General features: G+C 33.2%; 22 protein-coding genes. 17 read left to right on the top strand and 5 right to left on the bottom strand.

What is annotated here, in order from left to right; all coding sequences use genetic code 11:
- Positions 1–220: 220 nt before the first annotated feature.
- Positions 221–466 carry a DUF2164 domain-containing protein gene (locus tag ABEY15_RS23715; RefSeq protein WP_429892424.1) on the bottom strand — a complete coding sequence of 82 codons (246 nt, stop codon included), beginning with the start codon at positions 464–466 and terminating at the stop codon, positions 221–223.
- Positions 467–709: 243 nt separating this feature from the next.
- Between ABEY15_RS23715 and sufC the strand changes: the two genes are divergently transcribed.
- The 13 genes from sufC (at position 710) to yunB (ending at position 13,099) form a co-directional block, all read left to right on the top strand.
- Positions 710–1,495, top strand: coding sequence for a Fe-S cluster assembly ATPase SufC (sufC, locus tag ABEY15_RS23710; protein WP_056468759.1), 786 nt, complete (start codon positions 710–712; stop codon positions 1,493–1,495).
- Between the two features lie 19 nt (positions 1,496–1,514).
- Positions 1,515–2,822 (top strand): Fe-S cluster assembly protein SufD, encoded by a 1,308-nt coding sequence (gene sufD / locus ABEY15_RS23705; protein WP_429892423.1) that lies wholly within the window; start codon positions 1,515–1,517, stop codon positions 2,820–2,822.
- Positions 2,822–4,042: a cysteine desulfurase gene (locus ABEY15_RS23700; protein WP_429892422.1), complete on the top strand. Its 1,221-nt coding sequence runs from the start codon at positions 2,822–2,824 to the stop codon at positions 4,040–4,042. Before sufD ends, ABEY15_RS23700 begins: the two co-directional genes overlap by 1 nt.
- Entirely contained in the window at positions 4,032–4,481 is a 450-nt protein-coding gene (gene sufU, locus ABEY15_RS23695; protein WP_025671513.1) for a Fe-S cluster assembly sulfur transfer protein SufU, read from the top strand. The genes ABEY15_RS23700 and sufU overlap by 11 nt, the downstream gene beginning before the upstream one ends.
- 47 nt (positions 4,482–4,528) lie before the next feature.
- Positions 4,529–5,926 carry a Fe-S cluster assembly protein SufB gene (sufB, locus tag ABEY15_RS23690; protein ID WP_025671514.1) on the top strand — a complete coding sequence of 466 codons (1,398 nt, stop codon included), beginning with the start codon at positions 4,529–4,531 and terminating at the stop codon, positions 5,924–5,926.
- Positions 5,927–6,334: 408 nt separating this feature from the next.
- Positions 6,335–7,060, top strand: coding sequence for a protease inhibitor I9 family protein (locus ABEY15_RS23685; RefSeq protein ID WP_429892421.1), 726 nt, complete (start codon positions 6,335–6,337; stop codon positions 7,058–7,060).
- 215 nt (positions 7,061–7,275) lie between these two features.
- A complete protein-coding gene (locus ABEY15_RS23680) occupies positions 7,276–7,515 on the top strand; it encodes a dockerin type I domain-containing protein (protein ID WP_429892420.1) in 240 nt (79 codons plus the stop codon).
- 150 nt (positions 7,516–7,665) lie between these two features.
- Entirely contained in the window at positions 7,666–8,190 is a 525-nt protein-coding gene (locus tag ABEY15_RS23675) for a DinB family protein (protein WP_429892419.1), read from the top strand.
- Between the two features lie 126 nt (positions 8,191–8,316).
- Complete coding sequence (locus ABEY15_RS23670) at positions 8,317–9,138, top strand: sulfite exporter TauE/SafE family protein (protein ID WP_429892425.1); 822 nt, start codon at positions 8,317–8,319, stop codon at positions 9,136–9,138.
- Between the two features lie 17 nt (positions 9,139–9,155).
- Positions 9,156–10,559 carry a bifunctional metallophosphatase/5'-nucleotidase gene (locus ABEY15_RS23665; protein ID WP_429892418.1) on the top strand — a complete coding sequence of 468 codons (1,404 nt, stop codon included), beginning with the start codon at positions 9,156–9,158 and terminating at the stop codon, positions 10,557–10,559.
- A 72-nt stretch (positions 10,560–10,631) separates the two neighbouring features.
- Positions 10,632–10,934, top strand: a complete 303-nt coding sequence (locus tag ABEY15_RS23660; RefSeq protein ID WP_069034827.1) for a YunC family protein — start codon at positions 10,632–10,634, stop codon at positions 10,932–10,934.
- A 126-nt stretch (positions 10,935–11,060) separates the two neighbouring features.
- Positions 11,061–12,164, top strand: coding sequence for an HD-GYP domain-containing protein (locus ABEY15_RS23655; protein WP_429892417.1), 1,104 nt, complete (start codon positions 11,061–11,063; stop codon positions 12,162–12,164).
- 110 nt (positions 12,165–12,274) lie between these two features.
- Entirely contained in the window at positions 12,275–13,099 is an 825-nt protein-coding gene (gene yunB / locus ABEY15_RS23650) for a sporulation protein YunB (RefSeq protein WP_429892416.1), read from the top strand.
- An 84-nt stretch (positions 13,100–13,183) separates the two neighbouring features.
- Here yunB and ABEY15_RS23645 read toward each other — a convergent pair whose 3' ends face one another.
- Positions 13,184–14,173, bottom strand: a complete 990-nt coding sequence (locus tag ABEY15_RS23645) for a M23 family metallopeptidase (RefSeq protein ID WP_429892415.1) — start codon at positions 14,171–14,173, stop codon at positions 13,184–13,186.
- 186 nt (positions 14,174–14,359) lie between these two features.
- Here ABEY15_RS23645 and lipA point away from each other — a divergent pair, with 186 nt between their 5' ends.
- The gene (lipA, locus tag ABEY15_RS23640) at positions 14,360–15,244 is read left to right on the top strand and encodes a lipoyl synthase (RefSeq protein ID WP_088014947.1); all 885 of its coding nucleotides are present in this window, start codon (positions 14,360–14,362) and stop codon (positions 15,242–15,244) included.
- 32 nt (positions 15,245–15,276) lie between these two features.
- Here the strand turns inward: lipA and ABEY15_RS23635 are convergent, their stop codons facing one another.
- The gene (locus ABEY15_RS23635; RefSeq protein ID WP_429892414.1) at positions 15,277–15,888 is read right to left on the bottom strand and encodes a YhcN/YlaJ family sporulation lipoprotein; all 612 of its coding nucleotides are present in this window, start codon (positions 15,886–15,888) and stop codon (positions 15,277–15,279) included.
- 91 nt (positions 15,889–15,979) lie between these two features.
- On the opposite strand from ABEY15_RS23635, the gene ABEY15_RS23630 reads away from it, so the two are divergent.
- On the top strand, positions 15,980–16,255 hold the full coding sequence (locus ABEY15_RS23630; protein ID WP_056468720.1) for a YutD family protein: 276 nt from the start codon (positions 15,980–15,982) through the stop codon (positions 16,253–16,255).
- Between the two features lie 235 nt (positions 16,256–16,490).
- On the opposite strand, the gene ABEY15_RS23625 is transcribed toward ABEY15_RS23630, so the two are convergent.
- Complete coding sequence (locus tag ABEY15_RS23625; RefSeq protein ID WP_025672291.1) at positions 16,491–16,760, bottom strand: DUF3055 domain-containing protein; 270 nt, start codon at positions 16,758–16,760, stop codon at positions 16,491–16,493.
- A 365-nt stretch (positions 16,761–17,125) separates the two neighbouring features.
- Between ABEY15_RS23625 and ABEY15_RS23620 the strand changes: the two genes are divergently transcribed.
- Positions 17,126–17,578: a DUF86 domain-containing protein gene (locus ABEY15_RS23620; protein WP_025672293.1), complete on the top strand. Its 453-nt coding sequence runs from the start codon at positions 17,126–17,128 to the stop codon at positions 17,576–17,578.
- A gap of 86 nt (positions 17,579–17,664) precedes the next feature.
- Positions 17,665–18,435 (top strand): TIGR01457 family HAD-type hydrolase, encoded by a 771-nt coding sequence (locus ABEY15_RS23615; RefSeq protein WP_429892413.1) that lies wholly within the window; start codon positions 17,665–17,667, stop codon positions 18,433–18,435.
- Positions 18,436–18,552: 117 nt separating this feature from the next.
- Here the strand turns inward: ABEY15_RS23615 and ABEY15_RS23610 are convergent, their stop codons facing one another.
- Entirely contained in the window at positions 18,553–19,074 is a 522-nt protein-coding gene (locus tag ABEY15_RS23610) for a phosphatidylglycerophosphatase A family protein (protein WP_429892412.1), read from the bottom strand.
- Between the last annotated feature and the right edge of the window lie 364 nt (positions 19,075–19,438).

Genomic DNA, 19,438 nt, shown 5'->3' with positions numbered 1-19,438 from the left:
ATTTATTTATTTATTTATTTAAAAATTTGATTAATGAAATTAAACCTTTTCGTAAATAATGGTAGAGTCTGCATGAAAACATTCATTTGTTTTAACAATATAAGAATAAGTTGAACAACTATATAAATATTGAATAATCTAAAATTAAGTATGTACGATTAATAAAAGTGTGTGCTAAAGGTCGTTAAAAACTAAAAGCAAAAAAGTTTACTAAAACAACTTAATCTTCAATCCGTTCTTTTAATAATAAAGCATAAAGATCTTCAGCTCGTTCGGACATAAATCTTTGTGAGTCTTCAACTCCCTTATTGTAAAACATAGGTCCAAGTTTTTGTGAAATAAAATCTACTAGCAACATCGAACTTAATTCACTTAATTCTTCGTCTTTTTCTTGTAAGAAATACGTTTGTAGTTGATTAATCGCAAATTTTTGTTGATCTGGTGAAAGCTTAGTTGTTTTAGACATTAAATTCCCCTCTTTTTTAGTTGTGATATTAGATTTTTTATTTCCTATATATATAGTATCTCTGTTTATTCTTTTTTTGCGAAAAAATGTTACACGTAATAAAACTTTTTTGGTAAAATAGTGCACAACTTGAAAATACTTTTTAATTGCTTTAAGATTAGAATGAGAATAAAATGAGAATGAACTTAAAATAGCCATTTTCTATTTTATAGAATTTTTATGTAATATTATGGAGGGTGTAAAATGGGAGCTTCTACATTAAAAATAAAAGACCTTCAAGTAGCAATTGAAGGAAAGCAAATTTTAAAAGGTGTTAACCTTGAAGTAAAAGGTGGAGAAATTCACGCAATCATGGGACCAAATGGTACAGGTAAATCAACTTTATCTTCTGCTATTATGGGTCATCCTAAATATGAAGTAATCGGTGGTAGCATCGAGCTTGATGGCAACGATGTTTTAGAAATGGAAGTTGATGAGCGCGCTCAAGCTGGTCTTTTCCTTGCTATGCAATACCCAAGTGAAATTAGCGGTGTAACAAACGCAGATTTCTTACGTTCTGCAATGAATGCACGTCGCGAAGAAGGCGATGAAATTTCATTAATGAAATTTATCCGTACATTAGATAAAAACATGGAATTCTTAGAAATGGATCCAGAAATGGCTCAACGTTACTTAAATGAAGGTTTCTCAGGTGGAGAGAAAAAACGTAATGAGATTCTTCAAATGATGATGATCCAACCTAAAATTGCTATTCTTGACGAAATTGACTCAGGTTTAGATATCGATGCATTAAAAGTAGTTTCTAAAGGTGTTAACGAAATGCGTGGAGAAGAGTTTGGTTGCTTAATCATCACTCATTACCAACGTTTATTAAACTACATTACTCCTGACTTCGTTCACGTTATGATGCAAGGTCGTATTGTAAAATCAGGTGGTCCTGAATTAGCTGCACGTTTAGAAGCTGAAGGATATGACTGGATTAAACAAGAGTTAGGTATCGAAGACGAGACTGTTGGGCAAGAAGCTTAATCGGATAGGAGGGATTCTCATGACAACTGGTACTACAATTCCATTTAGTCAAGAAACAGTTAAGCAGCTTTCTGCACTGCTAAATGAACCTGCATATTTCACAGAGTTCCGTTTAAATGCACTAGCAAAAGCTGAATCACTTTCTCTTCCAAAGCCAGATAAAACAAATATCTCTAAATGGGATTTCTTTGGAAAAGAATTTAATGTTACAGCTGGAAATGTTCCTACAAAAGATCAATTACCAGAGTCAGTAACATCTTTAATGAATGAAGACACTGATCAATCAGTTTATGTACAATATAATGGTTCTGCTGTATATCACTCTCTTTCTTCTGAAGCAAAAGAAAAAGGTGTAGTATTCGTAGATTTACACACAGCGATTAAAGATCACGAAGATCTTGTGAAAAAATATTTTATGACAGAGGCTGTAAAAGTCGATGAAAATAAATTAATCGCTTTACATGCAGCATTAGTAAATGGTGGAGCTTTCTTATACATTCCTAAAAATGTTGTATTAGAAAAACCAATCCAATCTATTTTTGTTGTAGATGGTGAAAATGTACCTGCATATAACCACGTTCTTGTTGTTGCAGATGCATTCAGTGAAGTTACTTATGTTGAAAACTATGTTTCTACATCTGCTGATTTAGATGCGGCTGTAGTAAATGTCGTTACAGAAGTAATTACATTAGATAATGCAAAAGTTCGTTATGGTGCTGTTGATACTTTAGCAAAAGGTGTTACTGCTTATGTTGTTCGTCGTGGTCACGCTGGTCGCGATAGCAAAATCGAGTGGGCACTTGGCCTAATGAACGATGGAAACTCAGTTTTCGAAAATGTTACAAACCTAGTTGGAGACGGTTCTTTTGGTGACATGAAGATGGTTACTGTAGGCCGTGGGGAGCAAACTCAAAACTTTACAACAAACATTACTCACTATGGTAAAGGATCTGAAGGTTGGATCTTAAAACATGGTGTATCAAAAGATGCTGCTACTTCAATCTTTAATGGTATTGGGAAAATTGAACACGGCGCTTCTAAGTCTAATGCACAACAAACTTCACGTGTATTAATGCTTAGTGAAAAAGCTCGTGGAGATGCGAACCCAATTCTATTAATTGATGAAAACGATGTTATGGCAGGTCATGCTGCTTCTGTTGGTAAAGTAGATCCAACTCAACTGTACTACTTAATGAGTCGCGGTATTCCGAAGAAAGAAGCAGAGCGCTTAGTTATTCACGGATTCTTAGCACCTGTAGTTTCGGAATTACCAATTGAAGAAGTTAAAAAAATGCTTGTTGATGTAATTGAGAGGAAGGTTAAGTAATGGATGTTAAAGCAATCCGTGAAGCCTTTCCGATATTAAATCAAGAAGTAAATGGACATCCTTTAGTATATCTGGATAGTGCTGCAACTTCACAAAAACCTGTTCAAGTAATAGAAGCTGTTGCTAACTACTATAAAGAATATAATTCTAACGTTCATAGAGGTGTACACACTCTAGGAACAAAAGCTACTGATGCATACGAGGGAGCTCGTGATAAAGTACGTAAATTTATTAATGCATCATCAATTGAAGAGATTATTTTTACTAGAGGTACAACTACTGCAATTAATACAGTTGCTGCTAGCTACGGAAGAACGAACTTAAAAGCTGGAGATGAAATTGTGATTTCTTATATGGAACATCACAGTAATATCATTCCATGGCAACAGGTTACTAAAGCTACTGGCGCAACATTAAAATATTTACCATTAGAAGAAGATGGTTCAATCAGCGTTGAGCAAGCAAAAGCTACAATTAACTCAAATACAAAAATAGTTGCGATTATGTACGTTTCAAATGTACTTGGTTCAATTAACCCTGTTAAAGAGATTGCAGCAATTGCTCATCAAAATGGAGCGATCATGCTTGTTGATGGTGCACAAAGTACTCCACATATGAAGGTCGACGTTCAAGACTTAGATTGCGATTTCTACGCATTTTCTGGTCATAAAATGTGTGCTCCTACGGGTATTGGTGTACTTTATGGTAAAAAACATCTTCTTGAAAACATGGAACCTATTGAATTTGGTGGGGAAATGATTGATTTCGTTGACTTACAAGATTCTACTTGGAAAGAACTGCCATGGAAATTTGAAGGTGGAACTCCAATCATTGCTGGTGCGGTTGGTTTAGGTGCTGCTATTGATTTCTTAACTGAAATCGGTATGGATAATATCGAAAAGCATGAACATGAGATTGCGAATTATGCACTTGAACAGTTATCTACTGTTAAAGGAGTAACAATCTATGGTCCGAAGCATCGTGCAGGACTAGTAACGTTTAATGTGGAAGATGTGCATCCACATGATGTTGCAACTGTATTAGATGTAGAAGGAATTGCTGTTCGAGCTGGCCATCATTGTGCTCAGCCATTAATGAGATGGTTAAAGGTATCTGCTACTGCTCGTGCAAGTTTTTATCTGTATAATACAAAAGAAGATGTAGATGCTTTTGTAAGAGGATTAGTTAAAACGAAGGAGTATTTCAGCGATGTCTATTAATCGAAACATTGATCTAGATGCATTATATCGCCGAGTGATAATGGACCATTATAAAAACCCTCGTAACAAAGGGGTAGGGGCAATATCAGAAAACGATGTAACAATAAACATGAATAACCCTACTTGTGGTGATCGCATTGAACTTCGTTTAAAGGTTGATGATGGGATTGTATCAGATGCTCGTTTTGACGGTGAAGGATGCTCAATTTCAATGGCGTCAGCTTCAATGATGACTCACGCAATTAAAGGTAAAAAAATAGAGGAAGCACTACAGCTTGCTCAAATATTTTCAGATATGATGCTTGGAAAAGAATATGATGAATCAATCGATTTAGATGATATTGAAGCACTTCAAGGTGTTTCGAAGTTTCCAGCACGAATTAAATGTGCAACACTTGCATGGAAAGCGATGGAGAAGGGCTTAAAATCAGAGGAATAGTCCTCTGAGCTTTAATCCTCCTCTTCTATAAGAAGGGAGTATGAATAATGTCTACTAATTTGCCAGATATTAGTGATTATAAATATGGTTTTCATGACCGTGACGTATCAATCTTCCGTTCAGAGCGTGGTTTAACAAAGGATATCGTTGAAGAAATTTCACGTATGAAAAATGAACCACAATGGATGTTAGATTTTCGTTTAAAATCTTTACAACATTTCTATGATATGCCAATGCCACAATGGGGTGGAGACTTAGCAGATTTACGCTTTGATGAAATTACTTACTATGTAAAACCATCAGAGAAAACAGAAAAGTCTTGGGATGAAGTACCTGAAGAAATCAAAAATACTTTTGATAAATTAGGTATCCCTGAAGCAGAACAAAAGTATTTAGCTGGTGTATCTGCACAGTATGAGTCTGAGGTAGTTTACCACAGCATGAAACAAGACTTAACTGATCTTGGTATCTTATTTACTGATACAGACACAGCTTTACGTGAGCATGAAGAAATTTTCAAAGAGCACTTTGGAAAAGTAATTCCACCTACAGATAACAAATTTGCTGCATTAAACTCAGCTGTTTGGTCTGGTGGATCTTTCATCTACGTACCAAAAGGTGTTAAAGTTGATACGCCACTTCAAGCGTATTTCCGAATTAACTCTGAAAATATGGGTCAATTTGAACGTACATTAATCATTGCTGACGAAGGTGCACATGTACATTACGTTGAAGGTTGTACAGCTCCTGTATATACAACAAACTCACTTCACTCTGCAGTAGTAGAAATCATCATTAAGAAGGATGCATACTGCCGATATACAACAATTCAGAACTGGGCGAATAACGTATTCAACCTAGTTACGAAACGTGCTGTTTGTGAAGCGAACGCAACAATGGAATGGATCGATGGAAACATTGGTTCAAAATTAACAATGAAATACCCAGCAGTTATCCTTAAAGGTGAAGGTGCTCGTGGCCTTACACTTTCTATTGCAATTGCTGGTAAAGGACAACACCAAGATGCTGGTGCTAAAATGATTCACTTAGCTCCAAATACTTCATCTACAATTGTTTCGAAATCTATTTCTAAACATGGTGGTAAAGTAACGTACCGTGGTATCGTACACTTCGGTCGTAAAGCAGCTGGATCACGTTCAAATATCGAGTGTGATACGTTAATTATGGATAATGCATCAACTTCTGATACAATTCCATACAACGAAATCTTAAACGACAATATTTCTCTTGAGCACGAAGCGAAAGTTTCAAAAGTATCTGAAGAGCAATTATTCTACTTAATGAGCCGTGGTATTTCTGAGCAAGAAGCTACAGAAATGATCGTAATGGGCTTCATTGAGCCATTTACAAAAGAATTACCAATGGAATACGCAGTTGAAATGAACCGTCTGATTAAATTCGAGATGGAAGGTTCAATTGGTTAATACCGTTGTATAAGATAATCCCTGTTGCCAATTGGTAGCAGGGTTTATTTTTGAGGAAAAATCATATATGAAATTATGTAATATGAAAAGAATCATTGGATGCATTTGTTTTGTTTTCAGTGGTTTTTTTAGTCGTGTTAAGAATTGAAAGAATCATGTCGAGTTCTGTTAAAATTTCTTCAATTGTTAGCATATTATTAGATTATTGACCTTAAAATAACACGCCTTAATACGATTGAGGTAAAAATTAATTATCTATATAATTTGAATTGCATGAAGATTAAGTAGGTAAAATTTGAATTAGAAATAGCTAAGCTTCAAAAGAAGTAATTAGTAACCCCTATTTTCAAATTGAGCCATTAAATTTTCTTCATCATTATTTTTATCGTCGAGGAGTGGATTGAAAGGATGAAAAGGAAATTAAAAAAAGTTTCAACCGTTGCACTAGGAGTAGGTTTAGCTTCTAGCAGTTTACTAGCTTCATATTTGAGTACCTCTTCTAAAGTCCAAGCAACTACAACAACTCAACAAGTGATCTTCAATAATTCAAAACTAGAAAATTCATCTGAAACTTTGAATCAAACAGAGCAGTTACTTAATAATTTAACTCCTGAACAAAAGAAAGCCCTAGTAAACTTACAATCAATCAATGAGACGGGATTACACTTAGCACCAAATATTGACAAAAATAGTTTAGAAGAAATTTCCGTCATTGTTGAATTTAAACAACCTACATCAACAGCCGCAGTATTAGAAGCTGCAACGGTAGGTAAAGTTTTAGACGAAAAAGATGCAGAAAAACTAGTAGATGATTCACATGCTTCTTTTAAAAATGATTTAGCAAAAGTATTTCCGGCAAAAGGAACTAAGAAAGCATCTACATACAAAGTGAATCGTACATTTAAAACAACATTTAATGGTGTTTCTATGAAACTTCCTGCAAATCAAGTTGAAAACTTATTAAAATCGGAAACTGTTAAAGCGGTTTATAGTGATGTAGAAATAAAGGCAGAACCGCCAGTTCAGGCTAAAGATATAGCTCCAGAACAATTGGGGTTGGGAATGGCTGACGAGCGGTCCTATTTACAAGTGGGCAAGTTACATGCTGAAGGTCATACAGGTAAAGGAATGTAGTATCTAATACCGTAACATCAGCTACTTTTGGGACATACCTATGGCCACAATCAAGAATTAAAATGCCTATAACAAATAATGAAATGATGTTCACTATACATGTACCGGGTCATTTTAAATATAGTAGACCATTTACTTTATTTAAACAATCAGGTGATAGCTTCCGGGGTGAAGCTAACCAACTATTTGGTGAAGTGCAATTATAAGCTGGTGACGTGAACGGTGACCAAGTAATTGACGTAATGGATGCAATTTATATTCAAACGTATTGGGGTACAAACAAGCGGGCTGCAGATATTAATTTTGATAGCACGGTAGATATGAAAGACTTTGCGTTTATTGAAAAAAATTACAAGTTAAGAAATCCATCAATGGTAAATGCTCCAAGTACGAAATTAAAATATAAAAAGTTGACACTAGAATTGGTCAAAAAAGAATTAGAGAGAATTGAATAATTGGAAATATTGAAGCATGGCAATCTTGCCATGCTTTTTTTCTATTAATAAAAATGAGTAACTTTATTAAATTAATTAATATATTTATGGTAAAATTTAACTTGAAGGAAAAGAGATGTTTGAGGAATTTAATATGTGGGAGGGTTTTTTATGAATTTTAAGCTTAAAGAAGCGATTGAAGTTTTAGAAAGAACACCCAAATCATTAGAGTCCCTTCTATCGGGTTTATCTGCATCTTGGTTAAACTGTAATGAAGGTGAAGGAACCTGGAATGCTTCTGAAGTAATCGACCATCTAATTGAGTGTGAAAAAACAAATTGGATTCCAAGATTGAACTGCATACTTAACAAAGAAGGAAACAACCATTTCCCACCATTCGATCGTTTTTCGCATTTAAATGAAAAACATGAGAAATCAATAGAAGAAAGATTACTTGAATTCAAGAATTTAAGAGCGGAAAATATTACAAAACTACAATTATTGGTTGACCCTGAATTACACTTAGAATTAGAAGGGATTCACCCAGATCTTGGAACAGTTAAATTAAGAGAATTATTATCCACTTTTGTCGTACATGATCTTACGCATATAACTCAAATTGCAAGAGTGATGGCAAAGAGATACAAAACTGACGTAGGTCCTTGGATTGCAAATTTAAGTGTATTAAAGAAATAGTCAGCTTTAAAAGGTTTATTCATACTCGGGGAAATCCGAGTTTTTTTGTGTTAAACTAATATTTAAAACATAGAGAAAATAGGTTTTTAGTGTATTTAAAAAGGAGAGAAATTTAGGTTGGATATCATTCTACAAATTCTTATACTCATCAGTATAGGACTTGCTGCAGGAACAGTCGGATCATTGATTGGTTTAGGCGGAGGAATTATTATTGTTCCAATGCTACTTAATATTGATCACTTTTTATCCGCTTTTTCGACTGTACCAATTCATGTTGCAGTTGGAACTTCACTGATTACAATTGTGTTTTCTTCACTTTCATCCACCCTTTCGTACCATAAACAAAAACGAATCGATTATAAGAGTGGTATTTTATTTTTAATAGGTAGTGTTCCTGGTAGCTTACTAGGTACATACATCAATTCGCTTTTAAATACAGAGCGGTTTACTTTATTTTTTGGTATATTTTTAATCTGTATATCAGTTTTTCTATTTGTTTCTTCAAAATTAAATAAAAAATCAAAGGAAGTACATAAAGGGATTATACGAACATATACAAATGATGAAGGCAAGGCATACACATATAGCTATAGTCTTCCATTGGCGATTTCTTTGTCCATTTGTATCGGGATCGTCTCAGGATTATTTGGAATTGGTGGAGGAATATTGTTAGTACCAATGATGGCGTTTTTATTTGGTTTTCCACCTCAGTTAGCTGTTGCGACTTCAATGTTTGTCGTTATGTTTACGACTCTTGGAAGCTCGATTTCATACATAACATTAGGAGAAGTAAATTTCTATTACATTCTTCTACTTATTCCAGGTGCATGGTTTGGTGGAAAAATTGGAGCATATATTAATCAAAAATTAAAAACTGAAACAATCGCATTAATTTTAAGGTTAGTTGTGTTATTTTATGGCATAAAATTAATTATAGAAAATATTTAAAAAAGGATGGTGGAACAATGGAAACAAATCAAACTATAAATATTCGGTTGTTCCATACAAATGACATTCATAGCTACTTTGAAACGTGGCCAACAATCGTCGGTTTGTTGAAGTCTAAAAGAGAATTAGCTATAGGAAAAGGTGAGGCCACACTTACTTTTGATATTGGAGATTTCGTTGATCGATTTCATCCGATTTCGGAGGCTACTTTAGGAAAAGGCAATGTGGAACTTTTAAATGATGCAAAGTTTGATGCAATTACAATAGGAAATAATGAAGGAATTACCTTATCAAAAGGTGAGTTGTTAAACCTTTACGAAGATGCAAAGTTTGATGTATTAGTTGGTAATTTAAACATTTCAGATGAAGGTACCGAGAGTTTCAGCAAGCCTTTTGAAATTTATGAAAAAAATGGAGTAAAGCTAGGAGTAATTGGTTTAACAGTCGCTTATCCTGTGTTTTATGAAACATTAGGATGGAGTATAAAAGATCCGTTTGAAATGTTAAAGGACATATTGCCAATAGTAAAAGCACAATCAGACATTGTCATTATACTCTCTCATTTAGGTATGAGAGACGATCAGAGAATCGCTGAACAATTTTCAGGAGTCGATATTATCTTGGGCGCACATACTCATCATTTATTTCCAAATGGAGAGTATGCTGGTGAAACTTTACTTTGTGGAACAGGTAAACACGGTAACTATTTAGGCGAGGTTTTAATTACTGTAAATAAGGAGACAAAAAGTATTATAAATACTGAAGCTTCAGTTACTGAAGTACATACAGTTCCAACATATTACCAAGATGAAATGACGAAAATGATGTTGGCTAATTTAATGAGATTAAGTAAAGAAATTTTAAATGAACCAGTGACACAACTTCCGAGTAACATGGGTGTAAATTGGTTTAAAGATAGTCCATTGCTGAAAATATTAGCAAATGCACTTCGCCAATGGACTAAATCAGATATCAGTATACTAAATTCCGGTATTTTACTTGAAGGTTTAAACAATGGCCTTGTTACTAAGGGGGACATTCATCGGATTTGCCCACATCCTATTAATCCTTGTGTCGTTAATTTGTCTGGTAAGGAATTATTAAATGTTTTAAATCGTTGTGAAGATAAAGAGCTGACTCATTTAAAGATGAAAGGTTTTGGATTTAGAGGGAAAGTAATTGGAAAAATGGTTTACGATGGAATTACTTTTGTAAATAAAGATAAGAAAAGGCATTTGAAAAAAGAGGATCTATTTATTAATGGTGAAATGTTAGATTTAAATCGAATGTATGCGATCGGAACTTTGGATTTATTTACGTTTGGTCATTTAATTCCTACAATTCGAGATGCTAGTCATAAAAGATTTTTTATGCCTGAATTTATTCGTGATGTGTTATTTTCGGCTTTAAAAGATGTATAAAATTTATCAAGATTAGACAGGTTACACTTTTGTTTTTTTCTCATATTTTAGAATGAGAAAGGAGCGTTGAACTTGATCAATTTAAGCCCAATTAAAATAGATAATCATACATTTAATGCTGTTACAGTTTTACTTCCAAAAACTACATTATTGGTCGTTATGAATGATAACGGATATATTATGTGCGGAGCATTAGATGTAGCTTTATTAAATGAAAGATTGCGCGATCGTCAAATTATCGCAGGCCGAGCAGTTGGTGTAAAAACAATAGAAGAATTATTAAATGCGCCATTAGAATCCATTACTGTAGAAGCAGAAAAGTTAGGTATTCAAAAAGGAATGATTGGAAGAGACGCATTATTAAAGATGATATAAAAAAAGCCACTAAATTTTTTTAGTGGCTTCTTGTGTAAACGAAGTACAAAAAAATTGATTATTACAACGTATTAACTGTTATGAAGAGCCATATATTTAATTAAAAAATTGTTCAAGGAGAAAACAATGAGAGTTGTTGAAGCATCAACACTTGTTCCAGGTACGATCTTAAGAAAACCGATTTATAATGAACATGGAAAAATGATCGTTAATGCAAATATTCCTTTAACAGAAGAGATGATTAATCGAATACATAAATTAGCTATTCAATTTGTTTTTGTACATGCACAATCATCAGAACATTTAATGGGAAAGACAATTAGTTCTGACGAACTTCGCACTGAAATCACAAAAACAATAGAAGATGCTTTTGTTAAATTAATTAGCGAAGATGTTTATTTAAGAGGGCTATCTTTAGAAAAAAACTCATCTAGGCTTAAAGAAATGATAAAATCACTGCAAAACGAATTATGGCAACAGAAGGATGTTTTATCTTTATTGATTGACGTATTACTATATGATGAGTATCTCTTTACTCATTCTCTAAATGTAGCTATTTATTCTTTAGGCATCGGAACGGCATTAGATTTAGGTAATATCCAGCTTAATTTACTTGGATTAGGTGCACTTTTACATGATGTCGGGAAGATGGCCATACCAAAAAAGATTTTAAATAAACGGGACCGTTTAACTGAAGATGAATATGCATTCATGAAACAACATACAATTGCTGGATACGATATACTAATACAAGTATCTTCTATTCATCCACTTGTTGCGGACTGTGCCTTACAGCATCATGAAAAGATCAATGGGAGCGGCTATCCAAAAGGTTTATTTGGTGAGGAAATGCATCTTTTCTCAAAGATTATTGGGATTGCCGACTTTTTTGATGCTGTTACTTCAAATCGAGTATATCGACAAGCAATGCTCCCGCATGAAGGATTAACATTATTAATTAATGAGAGTGATAAATTATATGATGCTAAATTAATTAGCATATTTAGCGATCTACTAACCATTTATCCAAAGGGATTACACGTAAAATTGAGTGATGGTAGACAGGGAATCGTTTTTAGTCAAAATGATGCTGCTACAGATCGTCCAGTTGTGCTGATAATTGAAGAAAATGGAATAAAATTAAGCAATCCTTATGAAGTGAATTTATATAATGAGTTGAAATTAGAGATTATCGAGTGTGATCAAATAATAAAAAGCATTTATTATTAAATGGGATGATGTTTTTAGAGAAATTACTGGGGCATCTTTTTTTTGTACAAATCCATTAAGAATGAACAGGCATTGACATGCATACCCATTAGTAAGGGGGCATGGATACGATGAAGAGATTTAAGTACAGACGTGTTCCAAAAAATAAATTTTTTGTTTCAAAAAGAAAAGCTTTTAGCGGATTTAAAACTAATTCAACTCAAATAACACAAACAATTCGTAATATATTTCCAAATAAATATGTAGTTATATGTATTGTTCTATTATTTTTTTCCTTATATGCTTTCTGGGAAATTGATAAAATCTTCACTCCAACGATCTTAAAATATTCTGAGAAACAAACAAGACGAATTGCTTCTTTAGTTATCAATGAAGCGTATGAATCGGCATCAAAGGAATTGCAAGGGCAGGATATTATCATTCGGGATGTTGATGAGAATGGTAAGGCGATAATAAGTACAAATACATATTTAATCAATAAAATAATTGGTTCTACTACTAAGCATGTTGAAGAAAATATACGTAGAGTTGAAAATGGTGATATATCATTTTTATCCTTATCAAAAGCAGAAATGAAGAAGATGAAGGCGGATAATGAGGGGCTTTATTTAAAAGTACCGATTGGGGTCGTTACAAATACTGTACTTTTAGGCAAACTTGGACCTACTATACCAGTTCGCTTTTCTGTAGTCGGTGATGCAGTGGCTAATGTTACACAAGAAGTTAAGCCATTTGGATTTGATAATTCTGTAGTCGAAATTATTATGAATGTAGAAGTAAATATGAATGTAATTATCCCGTTTAGTACAAAATCAACAAAGGTGAAAGTAGAAGTCCCAATTGCTACTGAAATTATCGATGGGGAAGTTCCAAGTTATATTCCATTTACTCCAAATACTCAACAAATTCCATCAACAACAAAAGGAAAAAAATAAATTTAAAATAGAGCAGACTAACTTAGTACATTAGGAAAAGTTAGTCTGCTTTTTTTATCATTAAAGGTTTCATTTTATAATTCTTTATTTACTTCTATCCTGACGCTCCCAAAGACGTAATTTTGGATAAGGATCAAAAGACCACTCTGAATAACCATTGTCTTTGTAAATACCATAGTGCAAATGTGGAGGGAATTTTCCAGATGTCCCTGGAGGTCCATATCCCGTACTTCCAACATACCCAATAAGTGTTCCTGGCTCTACTACTTGCCCTCTTTGAAGGTCTTTGTTAAAGCCACCTAGATGAGCGTAGTAATGATAATTATTATTTAAATCTCGAATTCCGATTCTCCATCCTCCAATTCGATTCCAGCCCTTCGTCTCAATAACTCCATAGCATGTAGACCTTACAGGAGTACCATAATTTGCAAAAATATCAGTACCTTCATGAACTCTTCGTCCACCAAAGCTTCGAGGTGCACCCCATGTACTACGATAACTATGTGTACTGCGAATTGGTAATGGGAAGGCATTACCTTCTATATTTAATTTTCCGTAATATTGATACAATCTAGCATATTCATCGATAATATCAACAGTTATGGCTCTTTGGTAATAATCCCATAGCATCATTCGGATATATTGCCTGGATGGGCCATAGAAATGTAATCGATGAATGAAAGTGTACAGAATATCCTCATCATCTTCTAATGAGGCTTTTCCATCATTATTTCCATCTAAACCGATGCCGCTAAATAAATGGATAGTAGGAGCATATGTGTCTTTCTTAACTGGATTTGATAGACCACTCCAATCCTCTGGTTTAATATAGATCGAAAGGACCCCATTTTCGCGTTTTGGTATATCGTTTCTAACACTACGTACATTTCGTTCATAAGTGTCTATAGCTGCAAAGTAATACCAAGGGATAAAGGTTAGTGTTTCACCTTTTTTGTATAAGGCCATTCTTTCTATATTAAGCTGTGCTTGATCAATCTCTTCTGCATTTGTAAATGATGGCATTATGAAGATAACCACCATACAAAAAAGTACAATTATTTTTTTCAAAACCATCATCCTTTAAATTGATTTACATCTATAGTTTGGTTAAAGGAGCGACTTTCATAAATGGAAATTATAGGGATAATAGGGATAATCAAACGAAAGTTTTTCATATCCGCGAAAAATGTAGTAATATATAAACTATTGGAAGAGAAAATGAAATATGTCGTAAACGAATAAACGTTGGAGGAATTTCAAATGGCATCAAAAAAAGAAGAATATTTGAGAAAGCCCGAGTGGCTAAAAATAAAATTAAACACAAATGAATCTTACACAGAATTAAAGAAAATGATGCGATCTAAAAATCTTCACACTGTTTGTGAAGAAGCTCGTTGTCCAAATATCCATGAATGTTGGGCAGTTAGAAAAACAGCTACATTTATGATCTTAGGTGCGGTTTGTACTCGTGCATGTCGCTTTTGTGCAGTTAAAACTGGTTTACCAACTGAACTTGATCTACAAGAACCAGTTCGAGTTGCTGAATCTGTAACACAAATGAACTTAAAACACGTAGTAATTACAGCGGTTGCTCGTGATGACTTAAGAGACGGTGGAGCAGCTGTATTTGCAGAAACTGTTAGAGAAGTTAGAAAAGCAAATCCATTTACTACAATTGAAGTTTTACCATCTGATATGGGTGGGAAATTTGAAAACCTTAAAATGTTAATGGATGCAAAACCGGATATTATGAACCATAATATTGAAACTGTTAGAGAGTTAACTCCACGTGTTCGTGCAAGAGCTACGTATGAAAGATCACTTGAATTTTTACGTAGAGCAAAAGAAATTAACCCTAGCATCCCTACAAAATCAAGCATCATGCTTGGATTAGGTGAAACAAATGAACAAATTTACGAAGCAATGGATGATTTACGTGCTGCAGGTGTAAATATCATTACATTAGGTCAATATTTACAACCAACGAAAACTCATTTATCTGTTAAAAAATACTATACTCCTGACGAGTTTGCAGCCCTAAAAGAAATTGCTTTAGGAAAAGGTTTCTCACACTGTGAGGCTGGTCCTCTAGTTCGTTCATCATATCATGCTGACGAACAAGTAGAAGCTGCTAAACAAGCGTAATAAAAAGCACTAGCCTAAGCTAGTGCTTTTATTTATTTTGAAATCTGATCAAAATGCATGCTTTGTTTATCTACATCAAAACCTTCAGATAAATCTTTTATTTGTTGCTCTAATTGTCCATCATTAAGCTGACCATATTTATTTAGGTCTTCAATATTATTTATATTTTGTATGGAATTTGAAGTAAAGATATGATAATAACTAGGAAGTGCAGATTGAGCAGTTTTTTCAACCTGTTTTCTAGCTAATGCCTTATCACCATCTGATCGATAAGCAATCAATACCTCTTGGTCTGTGACTAGTGTAGCTGCATCGTCTATATCAGGAAGCTTTACAACTAAATAAGAAATGAATTTTGACACTTCTTGTTTATCAATAGTTAATGTATAATCACCATCTTTACCTAAAACATCTTGCTTTTGTAGTCTAGAAAAGCCATAATCTTTGTAAGAGTTATTTGACATTTTAGCATTTACATCGCCTAAATCCATCGGCTTTGTATTTAATTGTTTAGGTGTTGGATTTGTTCGATGTTCATTTTTATATGTTACGTCCTCATAATCGAACTGTCTCGAATGACTTGGACCGAATGAACATCCTGTTAATAAAAATAAGGTTAATAAACAAACTAAATATTTACGCATATTAAATACCACCTTTTAATAATCATTGTAAAATTAGTATGCCAAAATATTAGTTACATATTTATGGGAGTAAAAGGAAGGAGAATACAAATTGGTTTGCATACAGAATATTTGCTATGAAGTGGTTGAAGATTACCGTGAAGGATTCAATGAAGAAGCTTTTAAAGCGAGATATGCAGAGATCCTTTCAAAGTATGATTACATTGTTGGGGATTGGGGCTATGAGCAACTAAGACTTAGAGGATTTTTTGATGATTCTCAAAAAAATGTTCCATATGATTCAAAAATAAGTACATTACGTGAATATATTTATGAGTATTGTAATTTTGGTTGTAAATATTTTGTAGTTAAGAAAGTAAAAAATTAAATGATGGGGAAACCCATCTTTTTTTATTTTATGGAAAATTACATAAAAAATTTTGTGGATAAAATATTTTTTGATTTTTTGAAAGAATAAAAACCTTGTGGATAAGTTTGAATCTTTCAACAAAAATGTGAATAACTAAAGACTTAGTCACAAAAATAGTGGACAACTTTTTAGTTATCCACTATTTTTCAGATTATTTAGTAAAAATAAATTATTTATCCACAGGATTGAAAAATTAGAAAATAATTTCACTAAGAAAATCTAATAATTCAGCTGCCTTTTCTTCAGAAATTCCGAAAGCAAATTCTAAGTAACCTTCTTCTTTTAAATCATCTGAACCAATAATTGCAAATCGATTACTTTGCATATCCATAATCATAACTTTGCCATAATGACGATCAGAATATACTAGAGCAAGATCATGTCTTTGCTCTTCTCCCATAAAGCTTACAAAACGAGTCTTTGCTTGAATAGTGTCATCATATAAGAAAAAACGTTCTGACATTTTTTATTCCTCCATTATACTAAAATAAGAATTGGCTTATATCCTAAATGGTGATGTGCTTTTATATGTCACACAGTTTACGTTTTACTTCTTATTACAATTGAATGAGTTTCGACTAAGTCTCAACCTAAGAAAGCTCCTTCAAGTACTTTATTTGAAGTAACGCCTGTAGTAGCATAAATTGCATCGTCACCTTTTACTAAATTTACGTTCCAAAAGTCCAACCCCTAGAAAAATATTCACCTATATAATATAACAAAAATCGGTAAGAAACGCTTTCATTTGTCGATTTTTTTCGAATTTAGCTATAAAATAAATATAAGTCCATAAAATGTAGAAGATAGAATTGAGAAGGAAGTGTACATATGTACTTTGTAAATCGTCAAAACATATTAGATCGAATTGAAATTTTAAATTCAATGCTTGAATTTTATGCGTCAAACAGCAGCCATCCAAAAAATAAAATAGAAGAATTAGCTTTGGAAAGAATGACACATCTTTTAATTGACAGTATGTTAGATATTGGAAATACAATGATTGATGGCTTTATAATGAGGGACCCAGGAAGTTATGATGACATTGTTGATATTCTCATGGATGAGAAAGTTATTACTGCATCAACTGGAGAATCGATAAAAAAATTAATTCCAATTCGAAAACATTTATTACAAGATTACACATCTTCAATTACAGAAAAAATAGTGACGACATTAAGCGAAAATATAGAAGCATATAAGGAATTCCCGGTTGCGGTTCAAGCTTTTCTTGATAAGGAACTTGGAGTCATTAATGCTTTTAGTAGTGATGAGGAAAAATAATCTTAATTTTTCTATGTGAAATTTGATTCTAACGCTGTTTTTCTTGTCTTACCGAGAGAACAGTCTTACTAGTAAGGAGTGGCAATATGAAACAATATAAAGGATACTTAATTGATCTAGATGGAACTATGTATCGTGGCGAGGAGCAAATTGAGGAAGCTAGTCATTTTATAAAGGCTCTGAAGGAAAAAAATATCCCATATCTTTTTGTAACGAATAATTCTACACGTAGACCAGAGCAAGTTGCTGATAAACTTAATTCCTTTAATATTCCAACTACAAAAGAACAGGTCTTCACAACAAGTAATGCCACAGCAAATTACATAAAAGAACAAAAGGCAGATGCTACTGTTTATATGATAGGTGAAGAGGGCTTACAATATGCCTTAGAAGAAGTTGGTTTAACAATTACAGCTGAAAATCCTGATTTTGTAATTAGTGGTTTAGACCGTAGTATTAATTACGAGAAATTAGCAAAGGCTTGTATAGCCGTAAGAAATGGCGCGACGTTTATTTCTACTAATGGCGACATAGCGATTCCAACTGAAAGAGGTTTATTACCTGGAAATGGTTCACTAACATCTGTTATTGCAGTATCTACTACAGTAAAACCAATTTTTATTGGAAAACCTGAATCAATTATTATGGAACAAGCATTAAAAGTTCTTGGTGTTGCAAAAGAGGATACATTAATGATTGGTGATTATTATGATACAGACATTATGGCTGGGATTAATACTGGTGTTGACACATTGATTGTTCATACTGGTGTAACGACAAGGGATATGTTGTCAAATTACGAAGCGCAGCCAACTTATTCAGTTGACTCATTAGAAGAGTGGATTAAATATATTTAAGGAAAATATCTAGACTTAAAAAACCCCACTAGTAATTAATTTACTTGTGGGGTTTTTGTGTTATTTCAAATGAAAAAGTGGCCTCAAATGTAGATTGACTTATGAGACCACTCTTTTTTATTCATCTTCAGCTTTAATTTGATCAGCTTTTTTATGTGCAGCACGATGAGCAAGTCGGCTAGATGCAGCAGCTGCAATCGCTCCAACAATATCATCTAAAAATGTATTTACTAAGCCTGTTGATTTATCGTTTAATCTTTCTAAAATACCAGGTTTTAATTTGTCGATGTAACCGTAATTCGTGAATCCAATTGAACCATATACATTTACGATCGATAAGGCAATTATTTCATCAATTCCATAAAGGCCTTCATCTTTTTTGATAATAGCCAACAATGGCTCTTGTAGTTTATCTTGCTCTGCCAAAATATCTAATTCAATACCAGTAATGATGGCATTTTGTATCTCACGTTTTGTCAAGACTCTCTCAACATTGTGTTTACAGTCATCTTTAGATAAATTTTCATGATATTTACTTTGTAAAAAATAAACTAAATCAGCAATGTCATCGAGCGTAACACCTCTTTGTTCTAATAACGATAATGCAGTCTTTTCTAAATCGTGATTTAAATATTCCATTTCATCACCTTTTCCTTATCGATTGATTTAATTACTATAAAAATAACTAAAATGGAGAATTCATAAAATAAGTAAAACTTTTACTATAAATTCTTTTTAAGAAATAAGAGGATTAATTATATATGATTCGATATCGAACATAATTCCCCTTTATAAAAAAAGTTAAAACATAGTAAAAAATTGTTTAGACATATAATTTATTACTTATGCCTTATCTGTTAAACCATTTGCCTTCATATTTTTGTAAAGTACAGTTCAGGAGATTAGCCCGCCCAAGTTCAAAAGAAAGCAACTTTTCTTGTCCTTTGAATTATGCTTGTCGGGGCTGACCAACTCGCTTCCGCATTTCATGATGTCTAGTTCC

This window comes from Gottfriedia acidiceleris (assembly GCF_050457485.1).
GTDB lineage: Bacteria > Bacillota > Bacilli > Bacillales > Bacillaceae_G > Gottfriedia > Gottfriedia acidiceleris_D.
Note: the sequence above shows the minus strand (reverse complement) of the source record. Positions and strands in the feature narration are given on the sequence as shown.

Bases quoted from the DNA above. Each gene is read 5' to 3' on its own strand.
- ABEY15_RS23715 (WP_429892424.1), bottom strand. From the start codon at position 466: ATGTCTAAAACAACTAAGCTTTCACCAGATCAACAAAAATTTGCGATT.
- sufC (WP_056468759.1), top strand. From the start codon at position 710: ATGGGAGCTTCTACATTAAAAATAAAAGACCTTCAAGTAGCAATTGAA.
- sufD (WP_429892423.1), top strand. From the start codon at position 1,515: ATGACAACTGGTACTACAATTCCATTTAGTCAAGAAACAGTTAAGCAG.
- ABEY15_RS23700 (WP_429892422.1), top strand. From the start codon at position 2,822: ATGGATGTTAAAGCAATCCGTGAAGCCTTTCCGATATTAAATCAAGAA.
- sufU (WP_025671513.1), top strand. From the start codon at position 4,032: ATGTCTATTAATCGAAACATTGATCTAGATGCATTATATCGCCGAGTG.
- sufB (WP_025671514.1), top strand. From the start codon at position 4,529: ATGTCTACTAATTTGCCAGATATTAGTGATTATAAATATGGTTTTCAT.
- ABEY15_RS23685 (WP_429892421.1), top strand. From the start codon at position 6,335: ATGAAAAGGAAATTAAAAAAAGTTTCAACCGTTGCACTAGGAGTAGGT.
- ABEY15_RS23675 (WP_429892419.1), top strand. From the start codon at position 7,666: ATGAATTTTAAGCTTAAAGAAGCGATTGAAGTTTTAGAAAGAACACCC.
- ABEY15_RS23665 (WP_429892418.1), top strand. From the start codon at position 9,156: ATGGAAACAAATCAAACTATAAATATTCGGTTGTTCCATACAAATGAC.
- ABEY15_RS23655 (WP_429892417.1), top strand. From the start codon at position 11,061: ATGAGAGTTGTTGAAGCATCAACACTTGTTCCAGGTACGATCTTAAGA.
- yunB (WP_429892416.1), top strand. From the start codon at position 12,275: ATGAAGAGATTTAAGTACAGACGTGTTCCAAAAAATAAATTTTTTGTT.
- ABEY15_RS23645 (WP_429892415.1), bottom strand. From the start codon at position 14,173: ATGGTTTTGAAAAAAATAATTGTACTTTTTTGTATGGTGGTTATCTTC.
- lipA (WP_088014947.1), top strand. From the start codon at position 14,360: ATGGCATCAAAAAAAGAAGAATATTTGAGAAAGCCCGAGTGGCTAAAA.
- ABEY15_RS23635 (WP_429892414.1), bottom strand. From the start codon at position 15,888: ATGCGTAAATATTTAGTTTGTTTATTAACCTTATTTTTATTAACAGGA.
- ABEY15_RS23625 (WP_025672291.1), bottom strand. From the start codon at position 16,760: ATGTCAGAACGTTTTTTCTTATATGATGACACTATTCAAGCAAAGACT.
- ABEY15_RS23620 (WP_025672293.1), top strand. From the start codon at position 17,126: ATGTACTTTGTAAATCGTCAAAACATATTAGATCGAATTGAAATTTTA.
- ABEY15_RS23615 (WP_429892413.1), top strand. From the start codon at position 17,665: ATGAAACAATATAAAGGATACTTAATTGATCTAGATGGAACTATGTAT.
- ABEY15_RS23610 (WP_429892412.1), bottom strand. From the start codon at position 19,074: ATGGAATATTTAAATCACGATTTAGAAAAGACTGCATTATCGTTATTA.